32 protein-coding genes and 4 pseudogenes are annotated in these 24,931 nt (G+C 32.4%); 19 read left to right on the forward strand and 17 right to left on the reverse strand.

Going from position 1 to position 24,931, the window contains the following annotated elements; genetic code table 11:
• Positions 1–286, reverse strand: a 286-nt coding sequence (locus tag ACFVQC_RS26350) for an IS6 family transposase (RefSeq protein ID WP_377899693.1), incomplete at its 3' end; no start/stop codon positions are given.
• 461 nt (positions 287–747) lie between these two features.
• Here ACFVQC_RS26350 and ACFVQC_RS26355 point away from each other — a divergent pair.
• The 5 genes from ACFVQC_RS26355 to ACFVQC_RS26375 all read left to right on the forward strand — a co-directional run bounded on the left by ACFVQC_RS26355 (position 748) and on the right by ACFVQC_RS26375 (position 4,920).
• Positions 748–1,557: a hypothetical protein gene (locus ACFVQC_RS26355; protein ID WP_377899694.1), complete on the forward strand. Its 810-nt coding sequence runs from the start codon at positions 748–750 to the stop codon at positions 1,555–1,557.
• Positions 1,558–2,237: 680 nt separating this feature from the next.
• Positions 2,238–2,540, forward strand: a complete 303-nt coding sequence (locus ACFVQC_RS26360) for a hypothetical protein (RefSeq protein WP_377899696.1) — start codon at positions 2,238–2,240, stop codon at positions 2,538–2,540.
• Positions 2,541–2,750: 210 nt separating this feature from the next.
• On the forward strand, positions 2,751–3,536 hold the full coding sequence (locus ACFVQC_RS26365) for a GNAT family N-acetyltransferase (protein WP_377899697.1): 786 nt from the start codon (positions 2,751–2,753) through the stop codon (positions 3,534–3,536).
• A 220-nt stretch (positions 3,537–3,756) separates the two neighbouring features.
• Positions 3,757–4,566 carry a lipid II flippase family protein gene (locus ACFVQC_RS26370; protein WP_377899698.1) on the forward strand — a complete coding sequence of 270 codons (810 nt, stop codon included), beginning with the start codon at positions 3,757–3,759 and terminating at the stop codon, positions 4,564–4,566.
• 141 nt (positions 4,567–4,707) lie between these two features.
• Positions 4,708–4,920 carry a hypothetical protein gene (locus tag ACFVQC_RS26375; RefSeq protein ID WP_060752062.1) on the forward strand — a complete coding sequence of 71 codons (213 nt, stop codon included), beginning with the start codon at positions 4,708–4,710 and terminating at the stop codon, positions 4,918–4,920.
• A gap of 675 nt (positions 4,921–5,595) precedes the next feature.
• Here the strand turns inward: ACFVQC_RS26375 and ACFVQC_RS26380 are convergent.
• The 4 genes from ACFVQC_RS26380 to ACFVQC_RS26395 form a co-directional block, all read right to left on the reverse strand.
• A complete protein-coding gene (locus ACFVQC_RS26380; RefSeq protein WP_377899699.1) occupies positions 5,596–6,141 on the reverse strand; it encodes a hypothetical protein in 546 nt (181 codons plus the stop codon).
• Between the two features lie 101 nt (positions 6,142–6,242).
• Complete coding sequence (locus tag ACFVQC_RS26385) at positions 6,243–6,566, reverse strand: hypothetical protein (RefSeq protein ID WP_377899700.1); 324 nt, start codon at positions 6,564–6,566, stop codon at positions 6,243–6,245.
• Positions 6,567–6,615: 49 nt separating this feature from the next.
• Entirely contained in the window at positions 6,616–7,542 is a 927-nt protein-coding gene (locus ACFVQC_RS26390) for a hypothetical protein (protein ID WP_377899701.1), read from the reverse strand.
• A 479-nt stretch (positions 7,543–8,021) separates the two neighbouring features.
• Positions 8,022–8,345 carry a hypothetical protein gene (locus ACFVQC_RS26395; RefSeq protein WP_377899702.1) on the reverse strand — a complete coding sequence of 108 codons (324 nt, stop codon included), beginning with the start codon at positions 8,343–8,345 and terminating at the stop codon, positions 8,022–8,024.
• A 163-nt stretch (positions 8,346–8,508) separates the two neighbouring features.
• Between ACFVQC_RS26395 and ACFVQC_RS26400 the strand changes: the two genes are divergently transcribed.
• The 3 genes and pseudogenes from ACFVQC_RS26400 to ACFVQC_RS26410 all read left to right on the forward strand — a co-directional run.
• Positions 8,509–8,748, forward strand: coding sequence for a hemolysin XhlA family protein (locus tag ACFVQC_RS26400; protein ID WP_064056995.1), 240 nt, complete (start codon positions 8,509–8,511; stop codon positions 8,746–8,748).
• A gap of 42 nt (positions 8,749–8,790) precedes the next feature.
• Positions 8,791–9,021 (forward strand): phage holin, encoded by a 231-nt coding sequence (locus ACFVQC_RS26405; protein WP_377899703.1) that lies wholly within the window; start codon positions 8,791–8,793, stop codon positions 9,019–9,021.
• Between the two features lie 16 nt (positions 9,022–9,037).
• Positions 9,038–9,289: pseudogene (locus tag ACFVQC_RS26410) on the forward strand (peptidoglycan recognition protein family protein); the annotation flags it as partial.
• A 49-nt stretch (positions 9,290–9,338) separates the two neighbouring features.
• On the opposite strand, the pseudogene ACFVQC_RS26415 reads toward ACFVQC_RS26410, so the two are convergent.
• The 5 genes and pseudogenes from ACFVQC_RS26415 to ACFVQC_RS26435 all read right to left on the reverse strand — a co-directional run.
• Positions 9,339–9,497 (reverse strand): annotated as a pseudogene (locus ACFVQC_RS26415) (YolD-like family protein); the annotation flags it as partial.
• 29 nt (positions 9,498–9,526) lie between these two features.
• Positions 9,527–9,898 carry a hypothetical protein gene (locus ACFVQC_RS26420; protein ID WP_377899704.1) on the reverse strand — a complete coding sequence of 124 codons (372 nt, stop codon included), beginning with the start codon at positions 9,896–9,898 and terminating at the stop codon, positions 9,527–9,529.
• Positions 9,899–10,008: 110 nt separating this feature from the next.
• On the reverse strand, positions 10,009–10,362 hold the full coding sequence (locus ACFVQC_RS26425) for a YolD-like family protein (protein WP_377899705.1): 354 nt from the start codon (positions 10,360–10,362) through the stop codon (positions 10,009–10,011).
• A 55-nt stretch (positions 10,363–10,417) separates the two neighbouring features.
• Complete coding sequence (locus ACFVQC_RS26430) at positions 10,418–10,657, reverse strand: hypothetical protein (RefSeq protein WP_377899706.1); 240 nt, start codon at positions 10,655–10,657, stop codon at positions 10,418–10,420.
• A gap of 36 nt (positions 10,658–10,693) precedes the next feature.
• Positions 10,694–10,918, reverse strand: a complete 225-nt coding sequence (locus ACFVQC_RS26435; RefSeq protein ID WP_000264499.1) for a helix-turn-helix domain-containing protein — start codon at positions 10,916–10,918, stop codon at positions 10,694–10,696.
• 326 nt (positions 10,919–11,244) lie between these two features.
• Here ACFVQC_RS26435 and ACFVQC_RS26440 point away from each other — a divergent pair, with 326 nt between their 5' ends.
• The 7 genes and pseudogenes from ACFVQC_RS26440 (at position 11,245) to plsY (ending at position 15,891) form a co-directional block, all read left to right on the forward strand.
• A complete protein-coding gene (locus tag ACFVQC_RS26440; protein WP_377899707.1) occupies positions 11,245–11,439 on the forward strand; it encodes a hypothetical protein in 195 nt (64 codons plus the stop codon).
• 10 nt (positions 11,440–11,449) lie between these two features.
• Positions 11,450–12,610 (forward strand): FtsK/SpoIIIE domain-containing protein, encoded by a 1,161-nt coding sequence (locus ACFVQC_RS26445; RefSeq protein ID WP_377899709.1) that lies wholly within the window; start codon positions 11,450–11,452, stop codon positions 12,608–12,610.
• Positions 12,607–13,215, forward strand: a complete 609-nt coding sequence (locus ACFVQC_RS26450) for a replication-relaxation family protein (protein WP_377899711.1) — start codon at positions 12,607–12,609, stop codon at positions 13,213–13,215. Before ACFVQC_RS26445 ends, ACFVQC_RS26450 begins: the two co-directional genes overlap by 4 nt.
• 531 nt (positions 13,216–13,746) lie before the next feature.
• Positions 13,747–14,052, forward strand: coding sequence for a barstar family protein (locus tag ACFVQC_RS26455; RefSeq protein WP_377899712.1), 306 nt, complete (start codon positions 13,747–13,749; stop codon positions 14,050–14,052).
• Positions 14,053–14,310: 258 nt separating this feature from the next.
• A complete protein-coding gene (locus ACFVQC_RS26460) occupies positions 14,311–14,505 on the forward strand; it encodes a hypothetical protein (protein WP_377899713.1) in 195 nt (64 codons plus the stop codon).
• 91 nt (positions 14,506–14,596) lie between these two features.
• A pseudogene (locus ACFVQC_RS26465) lies at positions 14,597–14,950 on the forward strand (MerR family transcriptional regulator); the annotation flags it as partial.
• Between the two features lie 308 nt (positions 14,951–15,258).
• Entirely contained in the window at positions 15,259–15,891 is a 633-nt protein-coding gene (plsY, locus tag ACFVQC_RS26470; RefSeq protein WP_377899714.1) for a glycerol-3-phosphate 1-O-acyltransferase PlsY, read from the forward strand.
• A gap of 221 nt (positions 15,892–16,112) precedes the next feature.
• On the opposite strand, the gene ACFVQC_RS26475 is transcribed toward plsY, so the two are convergent.
• From ACFVQC_RS26475 to ACFVQC_RS26490, 4 genes are all read right to left on the reverse strand, one after another.
• Entirely contained in the window at positions 16,113–16,622 is a 510-nt protein-coding gene (locus tag ACFVQC_RS26475; protein ID WP_377899715.1) for a hypothetical protein, read from the reverse strand.
• Between the two features lie 75 nt (positions 16,623–16,697).
• Positions 16,698–17,006, reverse strand: coding sequence for a hypothetical protein (locus ACFVQC_RS26480; protein ID WP_377899787.1), 309 nt, complete (start codon positions 17,004–17,006; stop codon positions 16,698–16,700).
• A gap of 164 nt (positions 17,007–17,170) precedes the next feature.
• Positions 17,171–17,551, reverse strand: a complete 381-nt coding sequence (locus ACFVQC_RS26485) for a hypothetical protein (RefSeq protein WP_377899716.1) — start codon at positions 17,549–17,551, stop codon at positions 17,171–17,173.
• A gap of 1 nt (position 17,552) precedes the next feature.
• The gene (locus ACFVQC_RS26490; RefSeq protein ID WP_215559607.1) at positions 17,553–18,374 is read right to left on the reverse strand and encodes a ParA family protein; all 822 of its coding nucleotides are present in this window, start codon (positions 18,372–18,374) and stop codon (positions 17,553–17,555) included.
• Positions 18,375–20,164: 1,790 nt separating this feature from the next.
• Here ACFVQC_RS26490 and ACFVQC_RS26495 point away from each other — a divergent pair.
• Positions 20,165–20,551 carry a helix-turn-helix domain-containing protein gene (locus tag ACFVQC_RS26495; protein WP_377899717.1) on the forward strand — a complete coding sequence of 129 codons (387 nt, stop codon included), beginning with the start codon at positions 20,165–20,167 and terminating at the stop codon, positions 20,549–20,551.
• 228 nt (positions 20,552–20,779) lie between these two features.
• Entirely contained in the window at positions 20,780–21,121 is a 342-nt protein-coding gene (locus tag ACFVQC_RS26500; protein WP_377899719.1) for a hypothetical protein, read from the forward strand.
• Between the two features lie 51 nt (positions 21,122–21,172).
• Here ACFVQC_RS26500 and ACFVQC_RS26505 read toward each other — a convergent pair whose 3' ends face one another.
• A complete protein-coding gene (locus tag ACFVQC_RS26505; protein ID WP_000505679.1) occupies positions 21,173–21,283 on the reverse strand; it encodes a YjcZ family sporulation protein in 111 nt (36 codons plus the stop codon).
• Between the two features lie 748 nt (positions 21,284–22,031).
• Here ACFVQC_RS26505 and ACFVQC_RS26510 point away from each other — a divergent pair.
• The gene (locus ACFVQC_RS26510) at positions 22,032–22,313 is read left to right on the forward strand and encodes a hypothetical protein (protein ID WP_377899720.1); all 282 of its coding nucleotides are present in this window, start codon (positions 22,032–22,034) and stop codon (positions 22,311–22,313) included.
• A gap of 191 nt (positions 22,314–22,504) precedes the next feature.
• On the opposite strand, the gene ACFVQC_RS26515 is transcribed toward ACFVQC_RS26510, so the two are convergent.
• Both ACFVQC_RS26515 and ACFVQC_RS26520 read right to left on the reverse strand, forming a co-directional pair.
• Positions 22,505–22,933 (reverse strand): stress protein, encoded by a 429-nt coding sequence (locus tag ACFVQC_RS26515; RefSeq protein ID WP_377899721.1) that lies wholly within the window; start codon positions 22,931–22,933, stop codon positions 22,505–22,507.
• A 171-nt stretch (positions 22,934–23,104) separates the two neighbouring features.
• A pseudogene (locus ACFVQC_RS26520) lies at positions 23,105–23,665 on the reverse strand (DUF4236 domain-containing protein).
• Positions 23,666–24,222: 557 nt separating this feature from the next.
• Here ACFVQC_RS26520 and ACFVQC_RS26525 point away from each other — a divergent pair.
• Positions 24,223–24,429 carry a hypothetical protein gene (locus ACFVQC_RS26525; protein WP_377899723.1) on the forward strand — a complete coding sequence of 69 codons (207 nt, stop codon included), beginning with the start codon at positions 24,223–24,225 and terminating at the stop codon, positions 24,427–24,429.
• Positions 24,430–24,931: the final 502 nt, after the last annotated feature.

Here is a 24,931-nt window from a genome sequence, read left to right on the forward strand (position 1 = left end):
CGGCACGATATAGGTACATCCATTGTCCTTTTACTTTTATGTACGTTTCATCTACTCTCCAGGAGTCATTCGTTTGTTTGAGATGACGTCGAATTTGCTTATCTAACTCCGGCCCATATTGATGGACCCACCGCATAATCGTTGTATGAGCCAAGGATAGTCCTCTTTCCTCCATCATTTCTACCAAATCACGAAAACTAAGATTGTACCGTAGGTACCAACGTACAGTTAATAGAATAATATCTGGCTGATAGTGCTTCCATTTAAACAAAGTTTCCTTTTTCATACTGATCACACACCCTTTTGTAGAGTAATAGTATCAGTATGTCCAAGATTTACAGATTCATTGCATAAGTGTTATATTTTTTGCACTAGAACCCTTTATTCTCTTTTACTTTATTTCTGCACCAGAACCCGAAATGGTATGTTGAGGCCTAGTAGTCCTCAACATACATGTCCATCTCCCGAAAAGAGGGAATAAGAAAAAATAACGTTTTTTTGTACTTAGGGGTAGTGAAAATTCTTAAGTTGATGGCGATGTATGTTGACCCCTAATACAACGATTATTGTGTTTTAAATAAGGAACGACTTCTCACAAGAGAGTCCCTTTTTCATCTTTAAAAATGGTAAAATGTAGTTTAAGGAAGGGTAAGAATGAAAAATGAACATAGGGTGATTTAAATAAGGGATGGGCAAAAACCCCAACTATGATTGTATGAAGTATATAATAGAAAAGGGAGAACTTGAATGAGGAAACCAAAAGTAACTGTTTTTATCTTATTACTGAGCATATCACTTTTCCTATTAAGTGGTTGCTCTATAGACACAAAACTATTAGAAAAACCAATAGGAGATTATTTGTCCGAAAACTACGGGATAAAGAATGGGGATTTTAAAATTCTTTCTGCTGATAGTGGGTTTGGAGCTTCTGATCAAGAGACTTACGTGGAAATAAAAAAACCATACCGCACTCTTGCTTATTTAATTGTAGACAAAGAATCACATGAAATAGTTAAAAATGGAAGCGATGATGTTTTTCTAGAAATATTCAAAGGAGCTTATGTTGAACAACATCGTGATGTTTTGAAACAATCCGATAAGATGATAAAAAAGTATAACTTATTAAGTGAATTCTCCTATGATAAAAAGAAACCAAATTTCTATTACTATTTAGATATACATATAGATAGACAACAAGAAAAGGAATTAATTGAAAATTTCAAGCGCGATCAAAAAATAAACACTGACAACATAATGAAAATGTTAAAAGATAGTAAACCTATAGATCATGCTAATTATATAGGAGTTATCAATTTTAATTACTATTACAATACCTACAAAAATAGTGAAACTGTTCCCAATGCTCAAAGTATTATGGATGATTTCGAAAAGAGCCACGTGCTAACAGAGGGCATTTATAAGATAGCTGTTCTGACCATGTATTCCAGCCCTAATGAAACAACCATAGGAGGAACGGACAGTCGTAATAATAATGTCATGTTTACCGTGGATAAACAAGGGAAATTTGAAATATTAAAAACAACTGTAGATTCTTGATAAAATACGTCAATTGTTGTGTTTTAAAAAAGGGGCGACTTCCGACAAGGAAGAGGAGGCACTGAAAAAGTCCTCATGGTTTAAAAAGTGAAACCGACTTATGAGCAGCCCTTTCCTTTTTGAGTATACAAAAAAAACCAGCCATCCATTTTTAAAGAAATAAAAAAACCAGCTATATTATGCAAAATACTCACAATATAGCTGGTTTTTACTATTTTTCTATAAGGGTATAGTGACCTTATTAGAAATACTTCTATTTTAAATTTACTTCTTTAAAGCGAGAGCAACTATGATAATATTCAATAATCTCTTTTCGACCCTTAGTGTCTTCAATTGTTTTGTTATATTTGTCATAATCCTCCTATATCAATATTATATATTTTAAAAAAGAATTGATGGATTTACCAGTTCTTTTTATATGTATTTTATCTTTTTATTTACAGCGTTTTGAATGTATACTTTTGTTGTGTATTTTGAGGATATCAGGGGAATTACTGAGAAGCCAATGTTTAAGGGGTAATGAATGTAAACTAATATTCAAAAGTTTATATTGGAAAATAAGAAAAAGAAACTGGTTTTTAGGATTCTATTTCTTATTTTGATAATATTTGTATCTTATTGTAGTTTATATATTCTATAATTAGTTTATTGAAATTTATAATTAAAAAGGATGATTGGACATGACAGTACAAAAAGAAAAGGTAACTAGGCGGGTTGTTTGTAGGAAATGTAAAGCCAATCAAATAGTCGGTAATAGACGTGGTTATAACTTTAGGAGGGTGTTTTCCTTTCTATTTTTCCTATTTGCGCTTATATTATTCTCAGCTCTTTTACCTAATGAATATTATGAAATATCTCAAGGTATTATCATAATTTCTGTAATTTTAGGATTCCCTGCAACAATAATCAGCGGACTTGTTGGTAGAAAAAATATTGTTAATGGTTGCATGAATTGCGGACATACATGGATGCCTAAAAAATAGAATGTTTATAGATTTTTTTAAAAAAGACAGCTGATTTATTGCTGTCTTTTTGCCTTTTTTGAGTGATAAATGAAAGTAAACCTTTATTGAAAAGTTTACTTTCATTTTTTCTTGGAAATATTTTAATTAAAAACTGAAAATTAAAATATTTAAATGTATAATAAAGTAAAGAAGATATTGAAGAAATAAATAGAGAAGAGGGAATATCGTATGACTAGTTTAAAAAATGTTCTTGAGCTTGATTTTGCATATCTTGAAACCTTTACTAGCCGAATAGAGAAATCATGGGGGTCTATATTTTGTAATGAAAGTAATCCATATTATTATGATGCAAATCATGCACATGTAAGTGTAGTAAGTTTAAATCCACAAATGATAGTAGATGAAGTAGTGCATTTCTATAAAACTAAAAATATAGTACCTAGATTTTATATATACAACTTAGATATGCAAGAAAAATTGATTTCTGAATTACAAATAAAGAATTTTGGATTTGAAGAATTAATAAGTCCAGTCCAATTATGGAACAAGAAATTAACTAAAAAAGATAAAAATGAAAAAGTTACTATTGAAAAAGTATCTGAGTTAAATTTTGAAGAAGCTTTAGATATTGAATGTAGTATAAAAGAGTTAGGGGGCGAAGTTAGAAAAAAAGCTTTTCAAGATGAATTCGAACATCCAGCATTCACTCACTATCTACTTAGATACAATGGAGTAGCATGTTCCATCGCTTGTATTTTTGAACATGAAAAACAAGCCCGAATGGAAAGTGTAGCTACAATTGAAAAGTTTAGAGGTAAAGGGTTAATAGGTGAACTTATTCACTTTATTCAAAGTGAAGTAATGAATAGAGGACTAGATAATCTTTGGGTGATCCCAATTAACGAAAAAGTAGAAAAAGTGTATGAAAAGTATGGATTTGAAACAGTAGAAAAAATTAAAACGGGACATGCGTTTTTAGAAGGAAAAAGTATTAAAGAAATTCACGAGGGATAGAAAAAATCAATTTATTTTGCTAAAAAAAATTTAGTTAACAAGTGTATTGAAAGTAAACTAATATCTAAAAGTTTACTTTCATAACATACCTTAAAATTTCAAATCACTTTCTGTTTTGTGCTGATAAAACAGAAAGTGATTTGTTATTATAAGGAAAATATTGAATATTTGTAATATAATTATTGAGTTGTGTATTTATAGAAACTTAAGGGGTATGATTATGGAGTTTATTACTTTTAAGGTAATTTGTATCTTTTTATTTTTAATGGTTATGACTTCTATAGAAGTTTTAGGATATGGAGTTCGACTTGTTGGAGCGAAATTAGCTTTAGTTGCATCGGCTTTTGCTATATATAATATTATGTCTTTAATTGCTCGATTTTCTAATATGTTTCAACAACCATTTACTGCTTCTTTGGTGGATAGTGCAGCGAAAAATGGTGGATTAGAATTATTAATTAAACAATTTAGATTTTTGTTATTAGGTTCTACTATGGGAGTAATACTTGGAGGGTTATTAGTACCGTTTTTTATGAATGTTTTTTCTAAAGCGCTTGTACCTTTATCAAAAGATGGTTCGTTTTTAAACATGTTTAAATTAATAAATAGCACCAATTTGAAAAGAATGAAGAACTATTTTGTTTTAGTAAATAAAAATAATCTAGAAGGGGTAAATTTTAAAAATATATCAATTAAATTATTTATTATTAATACAATTGTTTCTGCCGTATTTACTGTAGGTGTTATGTCTGCGTTGTATGCAACTTTATTAATTCCTGATTATGATAAAGCAGCGATGTCTTCATCCAATATTATTACTGGAGTAGCTACGATTCTATTAACACTTCTTATTGATCCTAAATTGTCTTTTTTAACTGATAAAGTTGTACAAGACAATCGTAGATATTGGGAACTTAAGAATTTTACATTTATGATATTAATTTCGAGATTATTAGGTACATTAGTTGCTCAGGTTATATTAGTTCCAGGTGCATATTATATAGCATGGTTTGCTAAATTTATTTCTTAAAATTTTCATATGAAAATCAATATATCCAAAGTAAACAAATATTCAAAAGTTTACTTTCGCTTTTTTATTAGATATATATAATTTAATATACACATTAATAAGATTAAGAATAGTATAATATTGTTAAAAGGAGATGGTTTTATGTTGAAAATAGAACAAAACAAAGTAAGATTAATTTCAGGAATTAGCTTATTAATATTGGTTTTGACTAATTCTTTTATAAAAAGTGATTTTTGGGTTATTTGTATAGATGTAATTTTAATTTTGGTTAACTTAGTTTTATTTATTATTTCTAGAGATATAACAAAAACTAAGTTACTTAGAAAAATGAATAAGTTAGATGAAATAAAATAATTTTTTGTTATTTTTAAGGATAAAAGATGATAAATGTGAAATCATCTTTTATTTTTTTTGATGAAAATTGAAAGTAAACTTCTATCTATTAGTTTACATTCTCTTTGGGGTTCAGCCGAGATACGTGTAAAACTAGGTTATATAAATACATTTTTTACCAAATGTTATTTTTCGGTGATATTTGTAACATAAACGTTCGTTTTTGTTACGTTTTGTATTTGAAAATATGAAATATCCTAACCGTTGAACTAGCTGTAACAAAATACTGTATCAAAAATAATCCGTAACATTATTATTAAAATACCTTTTTGTTACACGATAATCGGATAATGGAAATAAAATACAGAATATGACCCAAAATTACATGTATCTCGGCTGAACCCCATCTTGAATCAAAAGATTCATAAAAAACGTCACCCTTTCTAGCTAGCTTTTTAGAAAGAATAACGTTTTTTGACACTTGGGGTAGTGAAAATTATTAAGTTGATGGGCATGCGGCTGTACCCCTATTATTAAGAAATAAAAACACAGAGAAAATGATTTTCCCTGTGTTTTTATTTCTTCGTGAGGGTCGTAAGTTTTAAAAATTCATATTTGGATTTATACTCCAAATGTAATCCTCCTGTAAGTGCGATAGTATAAAATTAATATGTCTACTATATTATGAAATGTATATTATTCTGGACATAGATCAAGTACATCATGAAACATAGCATATTTTATAGTCACCTGAGGGCCAAAAATCGTTACCCCTTCTGGGAATTTGAGATTCATTACAACCTCATTTACTTCTGCATAGGATAGTTGTGTATAATTTTTCGATGTTAAAGATTGAATGACTTGTTGTTCGAACTCCAATTGTTGAATCGTATAGGGCTGTGTGTCATATCCGTCTAAAGTGGACATGAGTGACGTATCGTCAGGACAGTCAACTGAAAATTCATGTTGTAAGTAAAATACGGGTGCCAACTTTGAAACCAATAAAGTACTGCTGTATTTTACTTGTAAATTATCTTTTATATAAGATTCAAATTTGAATATATATTTTTCCGCTGGCCAAATATCATCATTGTAGTAAGGTGTTGTTTGAATATGTGCATTATGAATAAATACAGTTAATTCTTTAGGTAATGCAATTTTATTTTCACACCTAAGTAGATATTCATTTACGGCTCCATTTACATAAAAATATTGTATTGCTTTTTTTATTAATTCATTCATTCATGACTAAATCCCTTCTATTAACGCTTTCTAAACTTGTTTAAGTCATTTTAAGAAGTAGAAAAGACACCCACATGGGTGCTTTTTTATATTTCAAGTTTTTAAAATTCATTTATTGTAACTGTAAAATATGGTTTGAATTTAATTTGGATAATTTTATTTTCTCCTGAACATTGAATGTAAAGAGTGTCCTCACGGGTATAGACTCTTTCTACAGATACTATATTCGTATCAAAAATACTTTTCTCTTTTAATAACAGGTTTAATTCAACAGTATTTTCATAAACTGACATATACATTAACAGTCTAAAACCTAAACTATCTGTTTTGCTATATTTATATACGCCTGCACCTGAAATATAATAATCTTCTGGTTCATCCTCGAATATTTCTAATAACTCGTATTTATCATATTTTATATCCAATGTTCCTCAACCTTTTTTGTATTAGAATTTTTTAACTATACTATTCATTTTAATCTTTTGTCGTTGCAGGAACAACTGTGACCACATAACCTTTGTCATTTATTACTACGTAGCCATCTTCTCTAACATATTTCCAAGTACCAGGATTGTCTCCTGGTTTACGAGTACCAGTTTTTATAATATCTTCAACTATATTTGGAGTCATGCCCCTTGGGTCAACTCCTTTTAATTCATTGACATACTCTTTTGAACCGAATGGATATCCTTTTCTTTCAGCTCTCTCACGTGCACGCTTCGTAAGTTCTGCCCGAACCTGAATTGTATCAGGTGCCATTCTTTCAAGCGCATGTTCAGAATACTTACGCCCATCAATGACTCCGCCGCCTCTTGGCATGCTCCAACCAATCTCTTCCGTTACCTTTGATACTTTTCCTAATTCCTTCGCTTTTTGTTCTAACTCACCATATTTACCGAATACACGTCCAATAACTTTAGGAGCCCCACCAAAAACAGTAGAAACGGTTCCCCATACATAGTCATTTTTGTCATACTCTCTATCAGTGAAATATTCTTTGCCGTTAATGAGTTGTAGCCCTTGTTTGATTTGCCCAATAACTGGCATGAAATCAAGTGACATGGATCCAAGTTCATTCGTACGCCTCTGTTCTTCCAAAAACTCTTGCATTTTTTCAGGTGGTACACCAAAATCTTTGAGACGAGTTGATAAACCATCCATGTTCCCAACATTTTTAGCTATATTAGACGTATCTATTTTATAGCCTGAAATCTTATTAGCAGAGTCCATAATGTTATTGGCAGCATCTAATCCAGACATTATATCTGTATGTAGTGTTGGGAATGCTTGTTGGGCTTCTGCAACATGCGTTGAGACACTATTAATTAGTCCATCAGCCATTACTGCTTGTTTATGAAGTGATGCCCCAGCTTTCTGTACAGAATCTCCAAATTTAAGCAATGGCCACTAAAACAATGGATGAAATATACTTCATCAACATCTTTCAAGATTGAATTTTTAATAGGTTCGAGTATCTCGACCTTTGAAGTGAAAAAGCGCGGTTTTTATAGTGTGAATTTAAATGCTCATTTCGATATTAAAACAGCTGGATCACCCTCAGCATTTTGCAGATTAGTTTTTGATATAGGGAAAACAGGTTTCACTCCTAACGGATCAGAACGAAGTTCAAACTACTACAGTATCCCGAATGACAGGCTATCTCTTAATATCAATAAGTTAATTTTTTGTGAAAAGGGAGATAGAATTTATATTCGCGGATTCTATGACGATAATCAAGGGGAGTGTATTGAATATAAAGAAAATGCAGTGGTGTTTGTAAGTTATATTCCAATGTAAAGAGAAGCTGATTTAATAGATGCCATTCCTAGTGTCTATTAAATCAATACTCTTAGTTAAATTTACGAATCTGAACTTCAAAATTAGTCATTATCATTTGATGAATCAGAACCATGGTCATTACTTTCTGAATGATCCTGAGCACTTTTCATAGATGCTGTAATAAAGGCTGTTGTCATCACGGCATTCATCCAGCTTGCTTCAGCATCATTAGCATTTGTTCCTGGGGCGTTATGATTACCGGTTTCTTGTGTTGAGGAATGATTTTTTAATTCCTTTTCAATAAATTTATTAGGTTGTTTCTTTCTGCCAAAAATCTTCATGAATACTTGTATTACAAAACATGCAATGAAGACTATTAGAAGGAAGAAAAAGAAAATTAAGGATAAACCAATTATATCTTCCATTATATATACCTACTTTCTACTTAAAACGATAACAAAGAATACGGTATAATAAAACATTTCGGTGAAAATAAATAATAATAAAATTATTTTGAATAAAATACGGCTTTTAAAACAAAAGAGTGGCTTCGGCTGCTCTTTTTATTTTTAGAAAAGGAGTGAAAAGATGGCTGAATTAAAACATGATGATATGAAAGAACTTCTTGTAGGGTTGACCAGGGTAGAAACAAAGCTTGATACACTAGGCAATGTTAAAGAAGTAGCAATTGAAGCACAACAGTCAGCAAAAAGCGCTCATATGCGTGTGGATAGATTAGACAAATTAGTTTTTTGGATTGGAACTACAGTTGTTGGGGCTATTATCACCGGTGGGATAATGGCTCTTTTTAAATTTGCAGGGAAGTGATCGTATATACGGTCACTTTTTTTATTTGAAGGAGGTGAGAGTATGAAGAATCTAGATACAGCTTCAATTAGTCGCTATGTCGTATTAGTAATTGCTGTGATTAATAGTGTCTTAAATCTTGTGGGATACAAAACGATTGATGACAAAATCACAAATGATTTAGTGGCTGTAATTACAGGTACTTTCACTCTGTATATGGCATGGAAGAACAACTATTTGAGCAACAAAGGGTTACAACAGAAAGATGTATTAGAAAAAAATAACTTACACTAAAAGGAGATGTTCAGTAATGGAAATCAAAAAAATGTTAGTACCAGAAAGTCGTTATTCAGTTTTATGTCCGAATGCAATGGACCCAACGGAAATTACCTTCCACAATACTTATAATGACGCTACAGCATTAAACGAACGTAATAACGTTGCTAATAATAGTACAGGCACTTCGTTCCATATCGCTGTAGATGACAAAGAAGCTATTCAATTAATTCCGTTTAATAGAAATGCTTGGCATGCAGGTGATGGGAATGGACCAGGTAATCGTATGTATACGTGAAATAAAAATAAAAGCCGTCCTGTTGGGCGGCTTTTTTTTAGTTTATATTCACCAATTCATCAAACTTAAATTCAGTATTTAATCCAAAAGCATCTGTACAATATACAGTTCTTGTCATCGGTTCGATATGTAATACATTTATGTACATGTTGTACACCATTCCGTGATGATAATATGAAATTAATATTTTTTCTTCAGAAATCAATGGACATAGATTTTATTACGTTATGCTGCTAACACTGAGGAGAGTTTGTCCCACACATTCGCCTTCAGATATAAAAACGCCGCTTCCTCATCTCTCGTCATCCCCCGTTGCGTATCCATACCATCCAACAATATCCACTCTGCATTCCCTACGAAATCTCTATAAGGTTTCTTATCCTCTTCGAAAACCAACATATTGAGCATTTCTTCCGTGCTAACTATCGTCTGATTTTTACCGGATTGATCTACGTAAAAAACTGAAATGGTGTCATCTTCCCTGTAGATGTTAAATTCATACACATGCTTACCTTGTTTCACCTCTACGTTATACCACGATAATGCTTGCAGGCTATTCAAAAATAATTCATATAAGTTCGACTGTGTTTGCATCATTTGCAGGACCCCTTTTTACGTTAATCTGATACATTTTATAAAATTTTAACATCAAAATATTAAATGAGTGTAAAGCGAGTATAAAATTTTATTTAATGTGATCATACCACCTATTCCACATCAATAATATTGAGAAACTTAAACGTATTCTTATGACGAAAAGCATCCGTGAAAATAACTTTCTTTTCTAAAGGATCGATATCAACAACCGTCATGTAACTTGTTAGCACATATCCGTTTTCATAATACGTAATCATTATCTCCTCTTCGGCTAGTAACGAAGTCAGTAACCGACTTTGAATTCGTTCCTGGGCGTCTTGAGTAACGATAGGACGTGGCACTTTCGTTTTTTCATTAATGATTTCTCGGATACCTACAAACTGTTCCGGCATACTCGCAAAAGGCTGCCATTTCACCATGCCGCGCCCTTTAATCTTCGGTGTTCCCCAACTTTGATTATCCATGATAATCCCTCGATTCGTGTAATTTATGTCTATTATACACGAACGTTTGTTCTTTTTAAACTGCTTTTTCTGAGTTATTATTCTCCTCTAATATCTTATTTAAAAATTCTATTCGTCGTTGGATAAATTCAATTTCGCTTCGGCGAGCTGCATTATATCCTTTAAAATGACCTTTTGCATAGCCATCAGCAGCTTCTATTTCCTTTTCGAAATCATTAATGTTATCTGTTAAGAATTGAATGCGTTCGTTCATTATTTCTATGAAATATTCAACAGACTTTCGCTCCATACCCATATAAACAGCTCCTTTTTGTAAAATTACACTATTGTTTTACATATCCCAAAAATCATCAGCTTTAATTCTTGGATCTAATTCACGGAGAACCTTTAATATCTTTTGCATAGTTTTCCTTGTTGGTGATCTGTCAGGATTATTAGCTAAATCTCCTACTGTATTCCTTCCGAGACCTGATTTCCTTATCAACCATTCTTGTTCTATTCCATGTTTATCTAAATACTTCCCAAATTTTGTGCGTTTTTTTCCGAGACCCCACACAATATTCACTCCTTCAGTTATCTGTTGTCTTCAGTAATGTCCTAGTTTCACTAAAAATAAACCCCTAAAAATAAATCCCTAAAAATGGTGAATATTGTCCAAGCCATCAACAATATGCTTTATCAAGGTCGCTACCAAAGTAGCTATCAAACTTGTTATCAAAGTAGATACCAAAGTAAATAGCTTAATGGCTATCAAGGTAACTAGTATTTGTACTATCAAAGTAGCTATCAAGTTAGCTATCAAAGTAACACTATCAAGGTTTTAAGCCGATAAACCTATGTATCATCAGGATTTCAAATTCTGTTTATAAAGGGGAGTTTTATATGTTAACTACATTTATTTCATTAGGAGCTTTGGGAGTAACAACAATCGGAGGAGCGATATTAGAAAAACATCTTGTAAAAAATGATCACGTTGCAGCAGCTAAACTTTTAAGTAATGGAATGTATCACGGAATGAGGATAGGTGGAGTTTGTTTCATTGGGTATGTGTTTATCAAAATCTTAATCATGTTTTAGGAGGTGCCGCATGGGAATCATCAAAGAATGGCTTCATAAGCAAAATTTAAAGAATCAACTTATAGAGGTATTTGGAAAAGCAGGTTTATATGTGGACCATCAAACAAGAGGTGGAAAAGTACCAATTTATCCGAAGATACATGACATTTCTCCCTCGAAAGAAAAGGTTCGATATATATTCACCATTCCAAATGGTTTGGATCCGAAGACCATCGAAAAGAAATGGTTTTGCTTTCAACAAATATTAGGACGGAACGTAGCAATTGAAGGTGATATTAAAAAGTTTGTCCTCAATGTATTTCATTCGGATGCAGGACTACAAACATACAATTACAGTTATAAGAAATGGCAGCCGTTACTAAAACAACATCGTCTTCCTGTTGTGGTTGGTCGGGACCAGTTCGGCAATATGATTGTGTACGATATGGTTGAAGCAAATACACCACATTTATTAATAGCAGGCGAAACGGGGAGTGGTAAAAGTAGTATGGTGCGCGTTGTCCTATCTACACTCATTCAACATATGTCCCCTGATAAATTACATTTGTACCTTGGTGACTTGAAAAACTCTGAATTTCATTTCTTGAGAAGGGTTAAGCATGTAAAAGAGGTTTGTATGGAAGAAATCGAAATGAAAATAATGCTTCAGAAAGTGTGGAAGGAAATACGCGAACGTAGAAAGCTGATGGAAGAGTATGAAGTGGACCATATTGATGAATACAACAAAGTGAATCCTAACAATCAGAAACCATATTTATTACTCGCTATAGATGAAGTGGCAATGTTGCAAGGCGAAAAAGAATGTATGTCTACAGTTGAAAAGATATCAGCAGTCGGTAGGGCGCTTGGAGTCTTTCTGATGCTCAGTATGCAGAGACCAGATGCGAAGGTGTTAGACGGTAAATTAAAACTGAATATGACGGTAAGAATGGGATTTAAATGTGATAGTACGATTAACAGTAATATCATGGGTACACCTGGTTCAGAACACTTGGAGCAATCTGGACAAATAATATTAAAGTTAAATGGATTAAAGAAAGTGCAAGCTCCTTATTTAGAATTAAGCAAAGCGAAACAAATTGTTGAACCTTATCGCGCTCCGAAAGAGAATATGACGCTTCAGAATCCTCCACAAGAAGAGAATCAATTATTCGGGGTGTTAGAATTATGATGAGTAGAGATAAAACCATTTTGAATGATTTGAAACGTTTTAGATGCATGTCCCGTGATGATATTATAGATTTGCATTTTCAAGGATTAAAGAATGCAGTTACTTGCTGTAATACGGTAATGAAACGATTAAGAAGAGATGGCCATGTGGATGCAAATATTTCGCAGCAACCATACATTTATTTTCCTCAACCTAGCACACTTCGGAAAACTAGCCAAAAGATTCCCCACTTTCTCGGCATTGTGGACGTATACAAGCAACTCATTCAGTATGAAAAACCAAAACTATTTAAAGTTGAGCCAAAGTATGGCAAGGACTATATGGAACCTGATGCATTTACAATCTGGCGCAGGTCTCCATTCTTTATCGAGGTTCAGAAGTCCATTTACAGTAAAAAAGTTATGCAAGATAAGATGAACCGGTATGAGTTATATTTCCACAGTCAGGAATGGCATAACGAATCGTGGCAGCCAAAAGGATCTAAATTCTTTCCTTCCATTCTTATTATTACTGATAAGCAATATGATATTAGATCTTCTAATTTACGTATCTTTCAAGCTTCTTCAATTAGCAATTTCATGGATAGTCTTGCTGTAAAAATATAATAAAAGTCCCTATAAGGGGCTTTTTTATTTGCAGGAATATATTATCATCCGTTGTAGCGTTATGCGGGGGCTTGTTCATTATGGTAGGTAGCCAGGAACGTGAATTCAGTTTAATTTCAAGGTCAGGGATCGGCTATATAGTTGTTCAAATGATTCCATTGTTTATGCGATTACTTGTTGAAATTGCTAAAGCAATATAAAAAATATAAAAAATATAAAAAATATAAAAAACTGCATAATAAGATAATAAAAGGGGGGTGCGGCGAGTGATTCACGCTTTTAAAAAAGTATTTTCTGAGAATTATATAGCCCTGATACTTATTCTGGTACCTGCATTTCTATTTGTTAATTATAATAACCTAAAATTTATGGACTATTTTTATTTTGCGTCAGTTATATTAGTGTTTGTATCATTTTTATACTGTGTGGCAATGAATTATGTAAAATTACGCTATGAAAAACGAAAAAAAGAAAGAATGCTTCTCGAGGAAAGATAAAATATAAGCTCAATATTTTAATGGGGTGTATAAATTGAGTAATGAACATGAATCAATTATAGTCATAGATGTAAGCAACATTTATTCTGTAAAAGAATTGCATTTACTCCTTAAAGAAAAACTTGAGTTTCCTGATTTTTATGGGGGAAATTGGGATGCTTTTTGGGATTGTATAACAGGATTTGTGTTTCCTTTGCCAAACAAGATGATCTTTAACGGATGGTCAAAGTTAGAAAAAAGGTTACCGGGAGATACAAAAATAATGAAAGAGTGTCTTCTTGATTATAATAAAGAGGATAGAAAAGACCCTGAGTGGAAAAGTGAATTCTTATTTAATTGAAAAACAGGTAATATCTATGATGTGACTAAGCACTAATAGGGGCTTTTTTCTTTGCAGGAGTTTCTGAACCATTAGTACAATAGCATCCGTTGTGGCGCTATGCGGAGGGATGTTTATAATGGTTGGTAGCCAGGAACGGTCATATCGTAGTTCAAATGATGCCGTTGTTTATGAAAGTGCTTGTTGAAATCGCTAAAGCGATATAAAATATTATTATAGTAAAAAATGGAAGTATACAAACGTATGGAGGAAACTAAAGTGAAAAAAGTCATTTCTGATAATTTAGCATCTTTCTTTTGTATAGGCTTATTATTATATTTGGCGATTGATTATAATAATATATCAATCATGGGTTATATCTTTATTACATTAAGTATAATTGCATTTATAACATTCTTGTTCAATGTAGCTTTAACTTATCAGTTAGAGAAAAGAGAAAAAGAAGGTATATAGCTGAGTTGAAAAGGCCTGTACAGGTCTTTTTTTTATTTGCAAGAATTTCCTAGTCATCATGGAATACTGTCACAAGGAGATGTGTGACGCTATGACGGACGAAATTGTTTATTCCGCTAGTGAAGTATACAAACGAATAGGAATAAGTGATAGCATCCTTCGAAAGTACATGGAAGTATTGCTGCGCGAGGGATTCGCTGTAAAGAAGGATAATCGTGGTAGACGCCAATACACAGAGCATGATGCTATGGTGATTGAAAAGTTAATTGAACTCAGCAAGCATGACGCTATGAAGCTAGAAAAGGCAGCGAAGATGATTGCACAACGATTAGAAATTGCCAATCCAAATGCGGAGACAGAGGAATCCAAAGAAACGGATATAATCCCATTCCATATCTAACAACAGCTCCAACAATAATACAGCGTTATGGCGCAAGAATTGAATTAGGGTATATTAGCGATGGAAGAACGATTAAGTGAGCATGCAAGATTTTATACAGTTTTTCGGCTAATCCAGTAACAAATGAGAATCCTAAAACCCACGCCAGGATAGGAATGTATAAAAAAATGCATAGATCCATAGAACAAAAAAAGAAGGTTCCCTTGTGAGAGTGGGGTTTCCCCTGTTCCTTTCTACCGATAATAATGCGTTATGTTAACCAAGCATGTATACGATATTCATAGTTTGCTACATGCTACATTCTGATAAAATGAAATAAAAGAAAATTAGAATAATTTAAAGGGAGAAGAGTGATGATTGATATTTTTAAAATTTTTTCAGCCTTAGCTTTGGGCTACTTTTTAGGCAGCCTTAATACAGCGGTGATTGTAGGGAAAATATACGGAAAGGACATAAGAAACCATGGAAGCAAAAGCGCCGGGCTTACCAATACCCTGAGGGTACTTGGTAAATCTGCTGCAGTATTTGTTCTTGCTGGAGATATATTCAAAGGAATAATTGCCTGTTTTATAGGATTGTTCCTTAGCGTTTACTTTTATTCAGGAGAGGCTAAAGATTGCGTAAGCCTTTTAGCGGCAGGCGCAGGAGTGATTATAGGGCATAACTGGCCGATATATTTTGGTTTTAAAGGAGGCAAAGGAGCACTTACGGGAGTAGCTGTGATGTTTATGATCAACTGGGTTATGGCCATTTTATGCATTTGTTTTTTTGTGATGATAGTAGTTTTTACCCGTTATGTTTCTTTAGGCACAATATGCGCTACAATGCTTTTTGCAGCCATCTCATTTGTTCCAGTTTTCGGGAATACCATATACTTTTATATATTTGCTTTCCTAATGACGTTTATAGTTATTTTCAAGCATAGAGAAAATATAAAAAGGTTACTTTCAGGAACAGAAAATAAACTTATTTTTTCGCGGCGTTGAACATGTCGTCAAAATGGAAAAAATTTAAAGTTAGTTAACCGTTTAAAACAAGAGACCACATTACAACTTCCAATAACGATAATTATGTAAATGAGCTGTCCATATGGGCAGCTCATTGTATTTTTTGCTTAGCGTGTTTTTTTCAAAGTGCTATTGGTTAAAAGAAGACAAAAAAATAAGACCACAATTAAGGGTCTTATCTCTTTATATGCGTTATTTAATTACCAACCGCCTTTAGGTACAATTGTAAAGTCAATGTTGTTTACTGGGTCTTGACCTATCTTTAGTTGATAGTAGAAACCCCTACCATCTTTTACCTCATTTAAGTCTACCCCTGAGTTGATTAACTTATTTACCTCTTCGGTAGATAGATTTGGGTCTGCTATACGAATAATACTTTCCATAAGTGTTCGATATTGTTCATTTGCTGTCTTATCATCAAATACTAGTTTCTCAGTAGTAACAGAGTATGAGTTTGATAACCAATCGCTCTTACCCATCTTTGAATAAATTGTGAAGCCATTCCAGTTTGCAGAATAAACACTGTCGTTTTCCTTATCACGATACTCTATACTTGAATCTTTAATTTCAATTGTACCATTTGAGTACTCTTTTAACTTATTTTCAAAGTCTAATTGATGTGTGAACCCGTCTTCTATAGTATCCTTAGATGATAGACACCCTACGAGTATCAGTCCGATTAGGCTTGCTAGTAATACTTTAATTTTCATATACGTTATTCCTTACTTTAATTAGTTACTCTCTTATATCCGTCTTCGTCCATAAGAATCAAGGACACTTCTTTTTTATTCATTATCTAACATCTCATAAAGACGCTTGTACATATCTTTATATCCTTTAGAATGTCGATTTTGTAGGTTGGTATCTACATAGTGTTCAACAAGCATATCAATAATATTGTTAATTGATGTTTTATCCATGCCTTCTTGTTCTTGTATAAATGGTTTAAGGGTATTGAGCTTTAGCAAAACAGCAGGTGAAATTTTAGCTGTTTTAGATGGAATTAAACGTTGATCTGGTTTCTCTGGTGTCTGTATTTCCTTTTCCGTGTTAGTTTGATCGTTTTGAATAGTTAAATCTGAGCTTTCGGTAATAGGTGTCACAGTTACTACAAAAGATTTACCTTTATTTTCCCAAGGTACCACTCCTATTTAGTTTTTTTATCTTAAACTGTTAAAACTATTTTGCGTGTTATGATAGAGGGAAGGTGGAAATATAGAAATATCCCTATTTCTAAATAGGGATATTTCTATATTTTTTAAAGCTCTGTTAAGAGCTTGAATTTCCTTTTCTGCTCAGGTGTTAGCTCGTTTTCTACATAACGATCTATAAGTAAATCGATGATTTCATAATTGAATTTTGTGTTTGTAAGTTTCATTAATACTTCAAGATCTTCTTTTGATTGATTAGAAATTTTAATACTGCCTTGCTGATTTTTAAATTTCTTTTTCGGTTCAGTTTTCTCGATTCTTTTCTCTTTTCGACTAGTTGGTTTTTCTTCTGTCTTAGGTTGAGAAGGAGTAATTGTAGCCGATACCTCTTTATTTTCCACCGTAGCTTGTCCTTGTTCCGGTACATAAGGCTCAGTAGGCTCAAAGTTACTTTTCTGTCTACCTAATAAACCAGGAGTTTTTGCCATATTACACACCAACCTTCATTTCTTCAAACATATCAATACGAGATAACAATTCATCACTAATCTTTTCGTATAATTCAATTACATTCATATCATGTCTATCTTTTTCAGTAATACCATTCACATCAAATCTTTTAATACGTTCCATTTGAGGGACGATGTTTTTAAATAGGTTTTCTTCCCCAAAAATTTCACGAGCATTTTCCATGATATATTCGTCAACCTTACCGTTGTTTTTTAGTAGGACAGGAAGAACACCAACTACTTCAATATCAAGATCATATAGTTCCTTTAACTTGATAAGTTCATTAACGTAGTTCTCTGCACCAGTAAGAGAACGTTCTTGTGTTTGTAGAGCAATGAGAACATAATCAGAAGCTACAACTGCGTTCTTCGTAACTTCTAGTGACATTGGAGGAACATCGATAAATATGTAGTCATATTTATGTTTTATTTTTTCTAGCAATCCTTTAAAGTAATGATCTTCTTCAGCTTCCGAAGAACAATTTTTATAAAGGAATTTTGCGAAGTCTTGAAAATCAACGTAAGAAGGAAGTAAATGTAAGTTCTCCATAATTTCTACTTCTAAGCCGTCCAGGTTCCCCTCTTGTATTCCTTTCATTAATGTTTTTTCAACAGTAACAATCTCATCAGGATTAAGGATTGATTTTGTTAACATTAAAGACTTTGTTGCGTTACTTTGTGGATCAAGGTCAACAAGTAATGTACGCTTGCCTTTTTTAGCAAATTCATAAGAGTTCAATACAGCATTTGTGGTTTTACCGACTCCACCTTTGTAATTCCCTACCGTAATTGTAATAGCCATTTTTACCACTCCAGTTATATTTTTTAAAATTTCCCTATATCCCTTTATAGAAATAGGGAAAAATAGAAATAGGGAAATAGGGATATTTCTAACTATAGAAATAGGGATATTTCTATATCTTTAAAGAAATTATAACAATGATGTTTTGGTTATGCAATAGAATCATAGAGTTAGTAATTAATAACATAAACGTTGATTTAAAAAGGTTTTGTTTGTTTGCAAGTTAGGGAGATTTGAGAAAGATACAGGAAATTTAGTAGAACAGAAACGAGGTAGGAAAACAACAAAAATAGGGAAATAGGGATATTTAGAAAAAGGGAAATATCCCTATATCTATAAGTGGAAATAGGGAAATAGGGAAATAGGGATATTATTAAAAAAGCGCATAAAATCGCTGTTTACAAAGGATAAGGCTTGTTGTAACGTAGTACACAACAAGCACCATTCTACAAAACAAAACATATTTTGATATTTTAAATAAAACAATTGAATATGAACATAAAATAAAAAAGCCACTCCCAAATGCTATCGGCTACCAACCTTTAGCGGGAATGACTCAGTTCTAGTAATTGCTACCAACACTTACTAGACATAACCTGTTTAACCAGACGGGATTTCGGTTTAAGTAGTGTACCATCACTATCTTAAACAATTATGCCTTTTCACGAGGCTTCTTTGATATACCCATTTTATCTATGATTTGGCTAAAATTCAACTAGTAAATGCTAGAATTGTATTTTTTGTAGTCAAAAGATATATACCGGGCATCTCTAAACCTAGAAGTCTTGTGAATGTACAGGTCATTTAGGGATTGGAGATGCCTTTTTTGTTTTTTGTTCGCGTGGAATTGCCTGATACCACGTAAATAAAAACTGATAAGCCGTAATTTCGTGCTTCTATATAGAGGGAACGTGTTACGGCGTGGCTAGCTGTTGGTCGTGCAGGGGGTACAGAGTATACGCCTACAAAAACAGCACCCCTCACTGGAATCCTGTTCTTCTGGTGAGGGCGGGCGAGAACTTGCCCAGGGACGATTCTCTAAAAGGTTCGGGTGGTTATCGTTAGCATTAAGGTGCTAGGGAGTACATTCAGTTTGTCTTGTAGGGACGATATTACAAGGACAAGCCATAGAAAAAGGATGTATGCGGTGAAGATCGCTGAGTGAACAGGGTCTATACATACGGATACCTTATAAGTGACCGCATGGCGAAAACAAAGACGCTTATCCATCTATTTTGACTGATTACTAGATTTGTAGTCTTTCAAAATAGGGGATAATTCTGCCTTCCAGCCGTGTTCCATAATCGTTCCCACATGATAAAAACCTTCAAGACCTTCAGTCAAGTTTAAATACGAAGAAAAGATGAAAAACATAGGATTGTATAAGACCTGGGGGACTGACTGGCTAAGATAGAGGAATAAATAAAGGAATTATTACTTACTTGGTTAGAGGAAAAGGGAACGGATGGTTAGAATATGCTTTATTTCGAAATTTGGTTTTACACATCGGATATAGTACGTGAAATTTTGGTATAATATATTTTATTATCTTATTTTTATAATGGATTGGAGATTATATATGTGGGAATTTGCTAGAGAGAATCCAGGTACATTTTTATTAATTGTAGTAGCAATTCTATTAACGATTGATAGTATCGTAGCAAATGTTCTCAAGTTTTTTCTGTAATTAAGGAGAAATTGTGAGAAGGAAACTGTTGATCGTATAGGTAATTAACTTCTATAATAGATAAATTGGTAAATTAGAATTGAATAAGGAAGGTGTACATATCATGGATGCATTACAATACATGAACCTTGATAAAATAACTAAGGATAGCGAAGATTGGCAAAAAAAGAAGTATAATAATATATTACCTCTTCATCAATCTAAGACACCTACAGGTGTAAAGATTATTTTAGGAGAATATTTAAAAACTCGTGGAATATCCCAAAGAGCATTAGCAGAACTATGCGGACTATCTCAACCAGCTATTAATGATTTATGTGAGAATCGTACTATATTGTTAAGTATAGGCCATATTGTACGTGTGTGTAGTGTACTAGGCTGTAGCTTAGATGATATTATACAACTTGTACCTATACAAGAATCAAAATATACTGAGTCTGATAGTATTTATAACTTACAAAAAGTTAAGGACAAACAAAAGAAATTGTAATGATTTTGTATCTATATAATCAACTATAAAGAATTTAAAATAATAAAACCCATCTATTACATAAGTGGGTTTTATTATTTTTTTAGCAAAAACAAGTAGATTTAATGGAAAATTAATAAAATAAGTTATACAAATAATTTGTTATACTTTCATGCACCTTAGCTGATACAATGTATTAGGAAATTATTGGTTAATTAATGGTACATATATTAGGGAGGTACATAAGTAATGATAGATTTAATCAGTGGATTAATTGAAATAATCTTGGGTTTTTTCGCATTCATTTTAGCTTTATTTGCTTATCTCTTTTCAACAGGAGAAGAAAAGCAACAAGCAAAAGAGGATTTAAAAGAGCTTTCTAAATCTTTTCTCATTCCCTTTGTTGTGGTATTTGGAATTGCAAGTATATTTTTTATTAATATGATCAATGATATTGACAATAAACCACCTTCAAGAGATGATGGTGATCCTCTAAGGTGTGCCCATTATGGTGGAGAATGGGACACTGGTGGTCTTTTTGGGGAAGCCAAATGTGTCTATAATAAAACTGATGAATCGGATAATAAATAATATACATAAAGAAAAGGCGCCCAGATAAGGGTTCCTTTTCTAATAGTTTTTTTAGCAGAAGCAAGCAGCTCCAACAATGATTAATAATATAAACAATACAACTAATAAAGCAAATCCTCCAGCAAAGCCACAGCCTCCGCCGCAACTACCACCAAATCCCATAATAGTTCCTCCTTTAAATTGGAGGGTAAAACAAGGGTTCACTCATGTATTTTAACGGATTCAATTTACTGTATGTTTTTACGCATGATTTGAGCAGGTCCTTTTAAAAATAAAGAAAAGACGATCTAATGTACTTTCCCTCAGCTATTAACTAAATTACACGTTTTTCAAAAAAAAAAACAATTTAAATATATTAATAATTATATTTAAAAATGCAATGTATTAATCCTAACAGAAGGGAGGATTAGCCATGCAATTAGTTTGTTTTAAAATAGTAGATGGTAAATACTTATTATTTGTAGAAGGTATCCAAATTCCTAAACCAATTCCAGCGGTTTGCTGCAGCTTTATTAATTGGTTTAGGAGTAATCCCACTTTGTTCATAGTTTAAGGAATTCCAAACAGTTCTACCTTTCAATTGATAAGTCCTCAAGTGTATGAATGCTTGGGGGTTTTCTTATAAAAAAAGACGCCATAAGGCGTCCCCACAATTGGGTAGATAAGGTTTAGTTTTCCAATCTAAAGAAATTTTGTATCACACTTACGAGAGCATATCATAACATCTAATCTAATGGATATGTAATATTACATACTATTATAAACCCCTCTATTCTCCATTTGATAAAATGAAATCCTAATATTACCAAATTTAAATAGATATTTCTATATATTCAAAATATTAACAAAGATAATAAAAGTGATACATTTAAGATGTAAGTTATAAAAAAATATCAAAGGGGGAATTTATATGTTCAAGAAATTAGTAGTAGGAGCATTAGCAACTAGCATTGCATTAACAGGAGGAATCGGGACAGCTTCAGCTGATACGCAAAAAGCTGTGAGCTCTCCGAAAGAAGCAACATGCTCAATTCCTTATGAGTATTCTAATGGTAAATTCAAAAGAATGGTTTATTACTCAAATGGAGTATATACTAATAGTTTTAATGAAAATGTTTGTGGTGGGACGATTACTTGGTATTTAAAACATGTTCAAAATGGAGTTGCTTTTTACGAAGGTAATTTAAAATAGTAGATTTTTTGAACCTCATTTATTGAGATTCTTTTATTTTTAGTTTTTAAAATGATTCTCCATAAAAAAAGACACCCTAAGGTGCCTTCCTCCGACTTGATAACTACTTTATTTTAATAAATATGTATATGGACTACCGTCCCAAGATAACTCTATCATGTTTTTAGAAAAATGAAAGCAGGTTTTTGAACCTACTTAATTACTTTATCCATAACTTCTTTATATTTATTAAATTGGGCATCTTCCATATCACCATTCATTTGTATAAGGAAGTTACCTTTTGCGTAAGTATGAGAGAATAGCATTTGATTACCATTACCTAAATCGTCATAGTATTTCTTAGCTTTTTCAAGATCTTCTTTGTTTTTAAACTCAAATATTCTACCGCCACTATCTTCACCTAATGCTGGAACAAGAATACGCTTTGCTTCTTTTCTAGTATTTCCAAATTCTTTTTCTGGTAGGTCACTAGGATTGTCAGCTTCTAATCCTGCAGCTTTAAATTCTTCAATTACCTTACCAACCGTGACATTACTTGTCATTGATTTAACGCTGTCACAAGCAGCTAAACCAAATAATAATAGAGCTCCAATAAGTAATACTGCTAATCTTTTAAACATAGTTGTTCATTCCTCCTAATGTAAATAAATCCGTAAATATAATAACAAATTATTCATCTTTATATTGTCATATATTGTCGAAAAGAAATAAAAAAGAGAGCTGGAGGCTTCAAGGGCCATCTTGGAATTCAATACCACAATTCATTTTTGGGAAGTGTATTTGATAACCTTTTATTTTTGGATTATAAGAGTGCTCTCACATTTACGACAAGCAATCTTCTCTTCCTCAAAAATGAATAAATTCTCAGCATCACATTCTGGGCATACAACCGCAAATGGTGTTTTTATATTTTTATAACATAGGAAAGAAATGACTGCCAGGATTAGAGCAGGTATAACAAGCATCATAATTAAGAATAGGCCCGCAAAAACACCTGTAATTATGGAAAGTGGTTTCATTAGTTTTCTACCCACGGAGTTTACTTGATTATCCTTCTTACGAAAAGCAGTAACAATGTAAGTTTGGGTTTCTCTTACCGGATTAAGTACTTTTACCGTATTGTAATCTTGTTCATTCATAGTGGGAGGGGAAGTGTTTTGTCTTTGAAATCCTCGTTGTTTATAATAGTTATTTGACTCTTATATTCGTGGTGTATACGAGATTCCGGTTCCAGGTACATAAGTTGTTGTTCTTGATTCAGGTGGGATGGCGCTCCCTCCCGTACCTGTGTATGTAAAGTTAATTTTCACACCCGGGGAAAATTGGATAATTCTACGAAACTTATAACTCATAATATTGTATCCTCTCTATCTAGTTAATAGAATTATTTACTAATTATAACGATTTTTAACTTAATATTAATATATTAAGTTAAAACGAATGAATAAAAAAGGATAATGTTGAACTTTACTAATTTAAGGGGTTTTATGAGTCCTTTTTTATAAAGAAAAGACACCCAAAGGTGCCTTCCTCCGACTTGAACCATCTTAATTTTAATAATATGTATTGGACTCCCATCCAAATATTATTTTACCATGTTAACTTGTTTTATTGAAATTTTCTTTTTATGTACTTGGCTATATTATCATAATCTCCATAAATAAATTTCTTGTTAATTTCTATAAAATCAAGTTCATTAAGAATATTTATCTTAGCATTATAGAAATTACATGATAAGCGTATTTAAAGAGTGTTCTAGGTATAAAGATAATCGATATATATATATGAGATGTTGAGAATTAATTAGTATAATGCGATAATAAGGATAGATAGATTTTATGATGTTCGTGATCAATATATTTAATGTTGAATTTTATATAGATGATCTTCTAGTGGAGGAGAAGTTAGTTTGTTCGAGAAAAGAAAGAAAAGAATGTTTGTAATCATTTTACTAGGGATAGCCCTTACTGTAGATTTAACGGCTAAACAGTTAGGTTATTACACCGTTGCAGGTGTAAGTATTCTTTTTGGTATTGCTGTTTCTTTAGCGTGGATTGTTGAAATTATCAGAGATAAGATAAAAGAAAAGAAGCATAATGAAAAAAAGCATCTATAACGGGTCCCTTTTTCTTTGTTATATAGAAATTAAATAGTAAACATATATTTATACGCGTGGTTACTACACGCTAAGGAATAGTAATAAAAAGATGAGACCGATGAAACTGTATAAAAACCAAAAGAATCCTAAGATGGGGAATGTTTTATGAAAATTAAGCATGGTGAACCTCCTTGGGTATATAAAGGATTATAATACATCGTTGGTCTATTTAGAATACTAACCATGAATTGGATAGAATTAGGCATGGTTAAATCAATAGAAATTATACATTGAACGTATTTAATGAGTCTGCTAGGTATAAAGATAAGCGATAATCATACAATGATATGGAAGGGCCTTTTCTAACGTGTTAGTTACCTCAACGTATATATATCTTTTGGCGCCTGGGCGAGGGTGCTTTTTTTATCGCACATTATGATAAGGACAAGCGTATTATGTAATAGGACGAGTTCTTCGTGTCCTATTCAATGCTCAGGATAAACGCCAATTCACATTGAGA

The sequence above is a fragment of the Bacillus sp. NPDC057893 genome (assembly GCF_042796455.1).
In the GTDB taxonomy this organism is placed as follows: domain Bacteria; phylum Bacillota; class Bacilli; order Bacillales; family Bacillaceae_G; genus Bacillus_A.

Excerpts from the sequence above, each read along its gene's own strand:
- ACFVQC_RS26475 (WP_377899715.1), bottom strand. The coding sequence starts at position 16,622 with ATGAAAATTAAAGTATTACTAGCAAGCCTAATCGGACTGATACTCGTA.
- ACFVQC_RS26445 (WP_377899709.1), top strand. The coding sequence starts at position 11,450 with ATGGGAATCATCAAAGAATGGCTTCATAAGCAAAATTTAAAGAATCAA.
- ACFVQC_RS26495 (WP_377899717.1), top strand. The coding sequence starts at position 20,165 with ATGGATGCATTACAATACATGAACCTTGATAAAATAACTAAGGATAGC.
- ACFVQC_RS26485 (WP_377899716.1), bottom strand. The coding sequence starts at position 17,551 with ATGGCAAAAACTCCTGGTTTATTAGGTAGACAGAAAAGTAACTTTGAG.
- ACFVQC_RS26450 (WP_377899711.1), top strand. The coding sequence starts at position 12,607 with ATGATGAGTAGAGATAAAACCATTTTGAATGATTTGAAACGTTTTAGA.
- ACFVQC_RS26400 (WP_064056995.1), top strand. The coding sequence starts at position 8,509 with ATGGCTGAATTAAAACATGATGATATGAAAGAACTTCTTGTAGGGTTG.
- ACFVQC_RS26430 (WP_377899706.1), bottom strand. The coding sequence starts at position 10,657 with ATGGGTATGGAGCGAAAGTCTGTTGAATATTTCATAGAAATAATGAAC.
- ACFVQC_RS26395 (WP_377899702.1), bottom strand. The coding sequence starts at position 8,345 with ATGGAAGATATAATTGGTTTATCCTTAATTTTCTTTTTCTTCCTTCTA.
- ACFVQC_RS26500 (WP_377899719.1), top strand. The coding sequence starts at position 20,780 with ATGATAGATTTAATCAGTGGATTAATTGAAATAATCTTGGGTTTTTTC.
- ACFVQC_RS26440 (WP_377899707.1), top strand. The coding sequence starts at position 11,245 with ATGTTAACTACATTTATTTCATTAGGAGCTTTGGGAGTAACAACAATC.
- ACFVQC_RS26380 (WP_377899699.1), bottom strand. The coding sequence starts at position 6,141 with ATGAATGAATTAATAAAAAAAGCAATACAATATTTTTATGTAAATGGA.
- ACFVQC_RS26370 (WP_377899698.1), top strand. The coding sequence starts at position 3,757 with ATGGAGTTTATTACTTTTAAGGTAATTTGTATCTTTTTATTTTTAATG.
- ACFVQC_RS26425 (WP_377899705.1), bottom strand. The coding sequence starts at position 10,362 with ATGGATAATCAAAGTTGGGGAACACCGAAGATTAAAGGGCGCGGCATG.
- ACFVQC_RS26375 (WP_060752062.1), top strand. The coding sequence starts at position 4,708 with ATGTTGAAAATAGAACAAAACAAAGTAAGATTAATTTCAGGAATTAGC.
- ACFVQC_RS26505 (WP_000505679.1), bottom strand. The coding sequence starts at position 21,283 with ATGGGATTTGGTGGTAGTTGCGGCGGAGGCTGTGGCTTTGCTGGAGGA.
- ACFVQC_RS26490 (WP_215559607.1), bottom strand. The coding sequence starts at position 18,374 with ATGGCTATTACAATTACGGTAGGGAATTACAAAGGTGGAGTCGGTAAA.
- ACFVQC_RS26420 (WP_377899704.1), bottom strand. The coding sequence starts at position 9,898 with ATGATGCAAACACAGTCGAACTTATATGAATTATTTTTGAATAGCCTG.
- ACFVQC_RS26365 (WP_377899697.1), top strand. The coding sequence starts at position 2,751 with ATGACTAGTTTAAAAAATGTTCTTGAGCTTGATTTTGCATATCTTGAA.
- ACFVQC_RS26515 (WP_377899721.1), bottom strand. The coding sequence starts at position 22,933 with ATGTTTAAAAGATTAGCAGTATTACTTATTGGAGCTCTATTATTATTT.
- ACFVQC_RS26360 (WP_377899696.1), top strand. The coding sequence starts at position 2,238 with ATGACAGTACAAAAAGAAAAGGTAACTAGGCGGGTTGTTTGTAGGAAA.
- ACFVQC_RS26405 (WP_377899703.1), top strand. The coding sequence starts at position 8,791 with ATGAAGAATCTAGATACAGCTTCAATTAGTCGCTATGTCGTATTAGTA.
- plsY (WP_377899714.1), top strand. The coding sequence starts at position 15,259 with ATGATTGATATTTTTAAAATTTTTTCAGCCTTAGCTTTGGGCTACTTT.
- ACFVQC_RS26510 (WP_377899720.1), top strand. The coding sequence starts at position 22,032 with ATGTTCAAGAAATTAGTAGTAGGAGCATTAGCAACTAGCATTGCATTA.
- ACFVQC_RS26355 (WP_377899694.1), top strand. The coding sequence starts at position 748 with ATGAGGAAACCAAAAGTAACTGTTTTTATCTTATTACTGAGCATATCA.